This is a genomic window from Okeania sp. SIO2F4 (assembly GCF_010672385.1).
Lineage (GTDB): Bacteria > Cyanobacteriota > Cyanobacteriia > Cyanobacteriales > Microcoleaceae > Trichodesmium.
In genome coordinates this window covers 1-9660 of record NZ_JAAHGT010000314.1, presented here as the reverse complement: position 1 = coordinate 9660, position 9660 = coordinate 1, and the positions used below count along the sequence as shown (strand labels likewise).

Here is a 9660-nt window from a genome sequence, read left to right as displayed (position 1 = left end):
ACCTGTTTCAGCATTCCAGACTTTGAGAGTATTGTCCGAAGAACCAGAAATTAGCATTCCTCCACGAGTGACAACTACTGCATTTACCCAACCACTATGACCAATAAAAGTTCGTAAGAGTCTGCCTCCAGGTGGTGTGAGACTAGGCGCTGTTGGTCTTAACCAGGGAGTGAGTTTCCAGGATTTTGCCTGTTGTAGCATTTTCTGAATTTCCGGGATTTCAAAAGATAGCAGTCGTCCCCACAGTTGTCCTGCTAGTTGCGTTTTATCTTCAACTAAGATATGAGATGATAGTTCAATTGCTCCTTGAATTAATTTTAGGGTTTTTAGCTTTTCACTTGATATCCAGACATCGGAGTGCATAACTTCCTCATAATCATTTAGTAGATATTCTACTCCGAATAAATATAGTCTTGATTCTAGAAAATCAAAATCTGTGAGTAAGCGATGTAGTTGTTCTGTATCAGATTCACTGACTAGAAAACCAGGTAAAGTTTCTAAAAGATAACGTTGATCTTCTAGGGGTAGTTGAGCTAAATTTTCTCTAAATTCACCCATTTTTATTTCCTTTAAGTCTTCGGTTGTAAGTGTTAGAATGAAATTGGTATAAGATAAGTTCTTAACTAAGACATGGCATCTTCAATAATTCAAATCCCTTCTTTCTTCTAACTCCTAACTCCTGATTCCTAACTCCTGATTCCTAACTCCTGAATCCTCAATACTAAGCATTTTTATAAACCATTCCTAACAGATTATTTTTGATTTGTTTTTCCATACTTTCAATTTCAATTAATGATTCTACTTCCTGAACAATATCTTTACGGTAGAGGAAATCTTGAAAAGCCGCATGATATATACTGTATACTGGCTTGCCTTCTGTTTGATAAATTCTCAGAAATTGTGCCCATTCATCCAGAATTTCTTGAACTGTCAAGGATATTTCTCCACTAAATTTAGCTAACATTCCACAGGATACAGGTTTACGAGTTTTTGTTAAGAAATAGATGATTTTTAGCTTAGTAACTGGCAATGGTTTAACATTCATTTTCATTCGATGCCAATGTTGGTCATAATATTTCTCTAAACCTTGGGGTAAACTTTCTAAGCTGATATCTCTATAGTTACCTTGCTCAATATCATCAAGTACATATTTTAAATACATGAAATTATTTTCGCTCTTGCTAGCTATAGATTCGACAAATTTTTCTAAAGTTAATCCTCTAGCTTCAATCCATGCTTGAACTGCAGATCGCTTTGTTCTTAGGCGAATGAATAGTTTAACATCTGCCAAACTTTCATTCGGATAGATCATTAAGTCAAAAATTTTCTGTGGTGCCGACACTACTAATGGTAGTGGGTCCGATCTCTTAGTAAGCAGAAAATATACTCTATTGGGTAAGTTTGCTGGTAAATATAGGACATTAGCGGCTCCACTCTGACTACTTAAATCCACTTCATCCAAAGCATCCACTGCTATTATAAGTTTTTCTCCAGGGGTTAGTTGGGTACTAATTTCGTTCAGTAGTTTTGACAGAAAGTTCCCATTGCTGGTATTATCTGGATGTAATGGTAGTTCATAAGGCAAATTATACCTTTCAATTAACTGGGTACACACACTCTTAAGAAAATCTTCAGCCCTAGTTCTACCTTCTGATAATAGATTGAAATAGGCAACACAACCTGTGCGACGTACATATTCAGCAATAATTGTACTTTTGCCTACTCCTGGATCTGCTTCAATGATAAAATATCCTTTGGATTGATTTTGGAGAAAATCTTCAATAGTGTCAAATACAAAACCTCGTCCGAGAAATCCTTCTGTTTTATCCGCTATGAGAGCCGCAAAGTCAGCAGGTATCGCTTGAGATTGCTTCATCTGTTTGCTTAAGAGTGATATTAACTGTTCTAAGTGGGAGTTAGCTCCTCCAATACCTACAATAATTCTGTCAATATCTTGACGGTAGTCTCCCACGAATTGATCTACTCTTTTCTCTATTCTATTGGTGACATCAACCAAACGACTGACGTCTTCTCCTGCTGTGGCTAACATATCGTGGACTAAGGCTTGAAATACTGTGCTTTCTGTTCTCAGTTCGTGGCGAAATTGATGGACTGTAATTGATACTAATCTAGTTTCAACTAAATGAGATAATTCTTTGGGAGCGTGTTTCAGCCATTTATCTTTGCTTTGCAGTCTAGACATTACTGTTTTTGCGATCGCTTGTTCTTCTCCTCCTTGAGGTATATGAGTCATTCTGTGTTTCTGTGTCTGCACTAAATCTAATATAATCAGTGCATCTTTCTCCATTTCTGTTAATCTAGCTTCAATTACAGCTTTGTCTTGTTTCCACTGAGGTAGTTGTTGAGACTCTTTACGAATTACTTGCAAAGCTTTACAATATGAAGTTACTAATGCTGTCTGTATTACCTGATTCTTTTCATCAGCCTTCTTTGCTGCCCATTTACTTACCCAATGCCATGTAACACTGGTTACTTGTTCTAGTCCTGCACCCGCAAACAGGGTTAATATCTCTATGAGCATAGTTTAGTACCCTTAAATTATACCAGATTTAGTGTATATCCTAATAAATTTAGTATCATAACTTAACCTTATTATTTACCACAATTTAATGTTTTTGGAAATAGCGATCGCTACAATTGTTGCTTTTTAGTCCAATTTATAGTAGTTTGCAATTTGATTAGCTATACAGTTCTTGGTTATTTGGATATAAAGGCTATAGTTAATATACCATATTAATTAACAATATATTGTAGTCAAACGAACTTGATTCCATTTCAGTTATCAGTTATTGGTATCTCTGGCTAAATGAAATACGAAAGTTGATTTTTTTTCATCCCCTTAAAAGAGCAGGAGACTTGAGACTTTAATTTTTCCTCAATTAATATGAAATACAAAAAATTCTGCAAATACACGAATCTTCTCATCTCCCTATCAATAGACATCTCCAGAAAATAAATAACGGGACTTAAAGCATTGCATAAAACTAGCTGAATCTTGACAATTTCCCAGAAAAAATTCTTTTTTATCCCTTTTTCCTAAAAATCTATATTCCTGTTGCCTGTTGCTTTATGAAGCTGTTGCCTCTAAGAGCAAGAAGCCTATTATTTTTTGGAGATGTCTAATCTTTGGTAACAAACATTAATGTATTTCAGATAAATATCTAGGCAAAATTAATTTAATACCAATTCCCAAAAATCCAGAAATAATGCGATACTTCTTCAAGACTTCAGTTATAACTAAGAATGTTTTTAAGGATTAGTTTGCAAAGAGCGAGAATATCTGTCGAACCTTACTCCCTACTCTCTAAAATGCTACAATCAAAATTTGACTCAAAATCCCAATCAGTGCAAAATATAGTATTGATTCAGAATTAATAAGATTAGCAAGTTAATGGACATTATCGAATTTTTTAAGCTGAGTGCTGGTGAATGGTTTTCCCAACGCACAATTCACAATTTGGTTTCAGGGGAACTGCAAGCGGGTAAATCAGAAGTGAATTTTGAGATATTAGAAAAAACTGACCCTGCATTAATCAAGTTGTGCGAAAAAAATCAGGTTGACTCCAGTGCAACTGAGTTAATAGGGGTGAAGATTAGCTGGAATGGTACAACTAACAAAGAACAAGTCAAAGATGCAGGTTCAACAATGCTGATACTTATGCCTAATTCTGACGACCCTAACCAAGGTAAATTATTGCAAGACAGAGGAAACGCTAACAGTAATCAATTTAATGGTCGCTACATTATGGGGAGTGATGATGTTCTAACGTTGATTACGGAGTCGGAGGGTTTGTACGCGGAGGAACGTTTCTGGTATTTAATACCTAATTTGCGGTTACGCACCAGTGTGGTTAAGAAACCATTAGGTTTTACTTTGGCTTCTTTTTGCTCGGAAATTCGCCGAGTCAAAAGTTAAATTAGCTCATGTTTGTTTTAATACCTATAAATATAAGGGAGCAAGGAGTAGGGAGATAAAGCATATTCCAGGTATATGAGGTGGAAACATTTAAGACCTCGTATTTAAAGGGTGGGGTTTAAATAAAACTTTTGTGGTGCGGGCATCTTGCCCGCTACTGGTATACCTCACTTATGGAATCAATCAAGGCAGTAACACAAATATGACACCTGATAATTTGGTCAGTTTCTATCAATATAATCCTATCAATAAGGGTAATTTTGTGTGATACGTCTCTCAGTACAGTAAATCAGTTAGGAAAGAATTATGAATTTAGCAACAACAATTCATTCCAATAATTACCAAAAAATTGACTTAGCTGGCTATTGCCATGTCTCTCCTGATTATCTAAAAACTAGAGCAAGAATTAATTATCTGATTCAACGCTATCTTTCCCTAGATATTCTCACAGAAAGGCTATTAGACTTACCTCAACAATTTGAAAATCCTCAACAAAGACCTTGGCAAAAAATTCATTGGCAAGCTATTAATAATAGTCAAATTATTGGTATCGAACCACAACTGTTTTTACAAATAATTGCTTCTGCCGTAGAAATAGAAACTCCCATTCGTTCCTATTCTCAAGAAAGTAGGGCTTATTTACAAAAAGTTCATCCTCAACTTGCTAGATTTATGGGAGGTATATCTGACGAAAATGGGAAAATAATTGAAGTTGGAATTTGGGAAAAAGAAGAACGACAACACGCACCTGTTTTTAGTAAGATTTATCAACAACTTACAGGGGAAAATTTGTCTGTACAACCTAATACTGTTATAGGTTATCAACCTACTGGAAATGTACGGGCGCAAATATATAATCATGGTTTGGGTAGAATTAGTACAGAATGGAGCGCGGCATCAACTTATTTATGGTTAATGTCACATTCTACAGGAGCATTACAAATGGCGATCGCTCAACCTTTACAGGATGAAGTTAATCATTTAGCTAAGTTTTGGGGCATAACAAGATGGGGTTTTAATGATTCTATTTTTCAGCAAGTTATTGACAGTATATCTCGTCTAATTAGATTATTAAATCATCACCAACAAGAACGGTCTTTTGGTCAAAATATTTTCAATTTTTCTCATCTCAAACATGGTATTGAGATTGGCTATACTTTGATGCGGGTAATGATACAAATGTGTCGCTGGAATTATCATATTAAAACTGATGCTTTGAATCAAGTTTTTGGTGGTAGCTCTATCGATCTATTCAAAAAGAGAGGGAAGATTTGGTGTTAGGGGGACCGGGAGATCAGAAAATCAGGATATATGCAAAAAAACTTACCGAGAAATTGTGGGTATGCGCCTCCCCTTTTAAGGGGAAAAAGCGGTCGTTTGCGCAGCATTCCGAAGGATGGGATGGCGAGGAAACCTTGCCATATCCAATCGACCAAGAGAAGAAAAAATTTTTCCTTTGAATCAATCCTATCCGTTTTCAAGAAGAGGTAATTATTAATTATTAATTATTAATTGTTGAAAGTCTTTTTCATGATTAGTAGACCACAAAGTAGGGAAGTTTCATGGAACTTCCCTACAGGTTATTGTTTTAGCAAAAAATTGGGTCTAAATCCTCGCCCTTCTAGGGCGACTTTTTAGTTGATTTTAGATGTCAATTCTCATTTTCTTGCTCAATTTCTTTGGAAGGCGATCGCAAAGCTTGACTATTTTTGATAACTGCTTTGAGTTTAGTATAAAAATCAGTGTGTTTTATCTTATACTGATTTGGTTGTACTGGGACTTGCTGCTGCACCAAATTTTGAACTTTATTTTTTGAGTTTGGTTCAAAGGGGTTTGAGGGTGGGGAAACAAATTTAGAATGCTCTGGTGGTTTCTCTTCTAAAAAGGTAGGGTTTGTTTTTGTTTGTAAAGATTGAGTATCTATCTGAGTTGCCAAATTTGTGAGAACATTTCTAGTGATAATATTTTGAAATTCAGAGTTGAAATGATAAATAGGCTGACCACGACGTTCCCATAATGTCAATATCTGCTGAACAGAGATAGCCTTGTAACGTCCAAGATATAATGCTTCAATAACTGCTAAAGAAAGCCACTCGACTTGATAGTTGTTCTGCCAACGAGCAATAAGTTGCTCGGAAGTTTCACCACCAAGGTCAAAATCATACTTTGTTAACAAAGCCTCTGCTAAAGCAGATATTGATGGCTCTTCTGTCATTGGTGCAACGTTTAACCTCCTCAAATCAGTTAGATCGATTAACTAGAGCATAGTATAGCATTACCTTTGACAGTGAAGGCAGTTGCCTGCAAAGCACGAATCATAATATTTCGTGCGCCATTTATATCTCTTGAAATCACAGTTTGACACTTGGGGTAGGCTTTGTTGCACAAAGAGAGCAAATAGGATAAAAATAACAGTGTGTGGTACAATAAACCTACACCAAAGTAGATATGAGTAAATCCAAGTCCAAGTCTAAGTCTAAGTCTAAGTCCAAGTCCAAGTCCAAGTCTAAGTCTAAGTCCAAGTACCTCCTCAGCAACTGGTCAGAGTATGATGATTCCTTAAAACAGAGAGGGAGTTTGACATTTTGGCGGAGCATCTAATACCAATGCGCGATGTAGCGGCAGCTATATCGCCACTTTCATGCAACAAAGCCCTAAATTTATATAAATTAGTCCGGAAGAATCCCAAGGGGTTTACGCGCTGTCAATACCGTATAAATATTTTCTCCTTGAATGGAAGTTGGACAAACTGAAATAAAACCGGCTGTTGTCAGCCAGTCTACTAGCATTTTTTCTGTAATAAGTAAGCTGTAAACTGTTAAACAGGTTGTTTCTTTTTCAACTGTATTGTATTGATCCCATCGTCTAATTCCTGACTGTACATCGTTTACAAATACCCAATGAATGTGACATTCCTTGCTATCGACGACACCTTCTTTTTGAATCACGTAAATTCCAGCCGATTCAAACGAACTTTTATCAACAAGAAGAACTCCACCCGGACGTAAAACTTTAAAAAACTGAGCTAAAGCTTTCTGAATAATGACTTTAGCTTTTTCAGGATCGCAGATTTGATTAACAGACCAAGATACAGCATATGGTAATGAATTTCCTCTACAGATGACCATATCGTAGGAACCAGGAACAATAACACTATCTAAGTATTCCCAAGATACTTGAGTACAGGGCATCGAGGCTACAAAGTCATCATTTTCTTTAATCTGGGCTTCTACTTGCTCCTTCATAAAAGCATTGTAGTCATTATAAGCAATATCCCACCCTTTCCGACGCAGTTCAATAGCAGGAAAACCATTGCCTCCAGAAACATCCACTACACTTTCTATGTGATTTTCTTGCATAAATGCTGATAAACCAGCTACCAATTCTTCCTGATTCCAAAGAAGTTTGCATCCTAGTCTCCAATGATTGGCGAGCAATTGTTCCGTTCTACTAAACTTACCCAAACTTACCCATGCAAGAATTGCATGAGCTTTGGAGCTAGCTTCCTGTTTCCCAGAAGACCACTGACCGCAGTCTGCAACTTATCTTCGAGAGCAGGCTTGAAATCGGTGGGAACTCCACCTACTGACGTGCATAATTTTCTAAGTTCACAGCAGCGTTAAAATCTCTGTCTGCCTTTAACCCGCAGTTCTCACACTCGTATAGTCTAACATTTAACGGCATTTTATGTTGATGCCCGAGCGCGAGAACATATTTGAGAACTTGGATAAAATCTAGGAGCTATCACTAGCTGGCTTCCATACCATTCACACTTGTATGCTAGTTGACGCTTGAACTCATAAAACCCACAGTCTGCTATCGCACTTGCTAGTTTGTGATTTTTCAGCATTCCACTGACATTGTCATACTTCTATCACTATGGTGCTGTGGTTTAAAGCTCGCCCATGTTGTGAGTTTATGAAGTGTGTCAGCTCTGATATCAGCTACTTTTTTGTGAAGTTTGCTTAGTCTTTTGATCGCCTTGAGTCTGTTTTTTGAGCCTGGCTCTTTTTTGTTGACACGGCTGTGGTAACGACTTAATTGTTTTTGAGCTTGTTTGTAGGCTTTGACATTAGGGTAAGTTGTTCCATCGCTACAGGTAGCTAGGGTGTTTATACCTAGATCTACACCAAGAACACCTCGTTTTTTAGGAGGCGAATTAGATACTGATTCCAAATCATATTTAAAGCTGATATACCAATTATCTGCACGTTTTGATATGGTAACATTTTTGACGGGCACAGATGGTAAGATTTCATAAGTTTTTACTATTCCTATTCTTGGTAGTTTGATGTAGTTTCCTTGAATAATTTTGATACTTCCTTCTAAATAGAAACTATCTTTTTTCCCTTTTTTCTTAAAGTTCGGAAATCCACGTTTAGGAATAGTCAAAAAGTTTTTAAATGCCCTGTCTAAATCTCTTAAGGCTTGCTGGGGGGCACACTTTGATACTTCATAATACCAAGTATTTTCACTTTTTACTTCAGCAATTAAACGTTTGTGTAAAGTGATGGCACTAGGACGTTTCTTGGTTTCCTTGTATTCAGAAATGCAAGTAGCTAATCCCCAGTTATAAGCATGACGAGCTGTACCTGCGTGCGCAAGCAAGTATTGTTTTTTGTTTATTATTAACTTTTAGTTTGGTCTTGATTGATTGCATTTGAATTGGTAAGTCATAAAAAAAAGTTTTTGACAATGCTAAGGATGATGTTAATTTATCATAGCAGATAGCAAGTAAATTTTCAATATTTCTTAAAGTTTGTCTAATTTTGTCCAATTATTCGGCTTCAGTAGTTAGCCCTAATTTATAACTCAATTTAATGCCGAACAGTTGTTACTTATACCGTTTCACTGAAGTCAGAAGTCAGAAGTCAGAAATTAGATTCGATCGACTAAAAACTCCGATCGGATAATAGTTTCGGGCAACTATTTGACATTTAAAGTTGGAAACTATTTGTGACATCCCTAAAGTGAATTGGTATTACTCAGAACTCCTACCTCCTCTATAATTCCCACTTCTCCTGACTCCTGACTCCTGACTCCTGACTCCTTCTTCAAGTTACCTAACCACACCACCACCAACAGGTCGAACATCTTCCCCAGAGAACGGGGTTGTACCACCTTGCCAGTTGAAGTCACTGATCCGGAGGCTCAATGTACCAGTTCGTCGTCTAGGACTAAAACTTAATACTACCCCATAAGTACGACGACTATATTCTAATGTAATTCTATCGTCAAGGATATCACCATTTTCTAAGTTGATACCACTCTGATAGCCAGCCCGAAAACCTTTATAAATCTGTTGGACGAAACCAAATAAGAGGACATTTGTATCCTCTACCCGGTCAAAGAAAAAAGGTGACTGACCACTCAGACCAGTCTGACTATAAGTTAAGTTAAATCCGGTATAATCAAAAAAGTCTCTGGAAAAATGCCCAAACTGCCCAGTAAAGCCAATACTCCCACGCACAAAAGATTGGTCTTCATCATTACTATAAAGGCTAGTAGCACCTGTAAGTCCTAACACCATTTGCACAAACGGAACTACTGGTTTGCTGGTATATCTCAAACCCTGAGTCGGGGTAGCGGGTAATGGTTCACCACTCCAGATAGTTAGTGGGTATCTCAGAGACACTACACTCTGGAAACGACCTAGGTCTGCTCGCGATCTAGGGTCGCTATCATCATCATAGTCATCATCGGGTAGTGGTTCAAATGGTTGC

9 protein-coding genes and 1 pseudogene are annotated in these 9660 nt (G+C 37.0%); 2 read left to right on the top strand and 8 right to left on the bottom strand.

All coding sequences use genetic code 11. The annotated features are described in order from the left end of the window. Positions 1-558: pseudogene (locus F6K22_RS19760) on the bottom strand (hypothetical protein); the annotation flags it as partial. A 163-nt stretch (positions 559-721) separates the two neighbouring features. Further along, positions 722-2542, bottom strand: coding sequence for a P-loop domain-containing protein (locus F6K22_RS19755; RefSeq protein ID WP_293101531.1), 1821 nt, complete (start codon positions 2540-2542; stop codon positions 722-724). An 870-nt stretch (positions 2543-3412) separates the two neighbouring features. Here F6K22_RS19755 and F6K22_RS19750 point away from each other — a divergent pair. Both F6K22_RS19750 and F6K22_RS19745 read left to right on the top strand, forming a co-directional pair. Beyond that, the gene (locus F6K22_RS19750) at positions 3413-3937 is read left to right on the top strand and encodes a phycobiliprotein lyase (protein WP_293101529.1); all 525 of its coding nucleotides are present in this window, start codon (positions 3413-3415) and stop codon (positions 3935-3937) included. 306 nt (positions 3938-4243) lie between these two features. Then, the gene (locus F6K22_RS19745; protein WP_293101526.1) at positions 4244-5218 is read left to right on the top strand and encodes a hypothetical protein; all 975 of its coding nucleotides are present in this window, start codon (positions 4244-4246) and stop codon (positions 5216-5218) included. Positions 5219-5588: 370 nt separating this feature from the next. Here F6K22_RS19745 and F6K22_RS19740 read toward each other — a convergent pair whose 3' ends face one another. The 6 genes from F6K22_RS19740 to F6K22_RS19715 form a co-directional block, all read right to left on the bottom strand. Next, positions 5589-6152, bottom strand: a complete 564-nt coding sequence (locus F6K22_RS19740; protein WP_293101523.1) for a hypothetical protein — start codon at positions 6150-6152, stop codon at positions 5589-5591. Between the two features lie 454 nt (positions 6153-6606). Beyond that, complete coding sequence (locus F6K22_RS19735) at positions 6607-7401, bottom strand: class I SAM-dependent methyltransferase (protein ID WP_293101520.1); 795 nt, start codon at positions 7399-7401, stop codon at positions 6607-6609. 118 nt (positions 7402-7519) lie between these two features. Next, positions 7520-7621 carry a zinc ribbon domain-containing protein gene (locus F6K22_RS19730; RefSeq protein WP_293101517.1) on the bottom strand — a complete coding sequence of 34 codons (102 nt, stop codon included), beginning with the start codon at positions 7619-7621 and terminating at the stop codon, positions 7520-7522. Between the two features lies 1 nt (position 7622). After that, the gene (locus tag F6K22_RS19725; protein ID WP_293101514.1) at positions 7623-7787 is read right to left on the bottom strand and encodes a zinc ribbon domain-containing protein; all 165 of its coding nucleotides are present in this window, start codon (positions 7785-7787) and stop codon (positions 7623-7625) included. Then, positions 7781-8545, bottom strand: a complete 765-nt coding sequence (locus tag F6K22_RS19720) for an RNA-guided endonuclease InsQ/TnpB family protein (RefSeq protein WP_293101511.1) — start codon at positions 8543-8545, stop codon at positions 7781-7783. The genes F6K22_RS19725 and F6K22_RS19720 overlap by 7 nt, the downstream gene beginning before the upstream one ends. Positions 8546-8996: 451 nt before the next feature. Beyond that, the coding region (locus F6K22_RS19715) for a DUF3769 domain-containing protein (RefSeq protein WP_293101509.1) at positions 8997-9660 on the bottom strand (664 nt) is incomplete at its 5' end.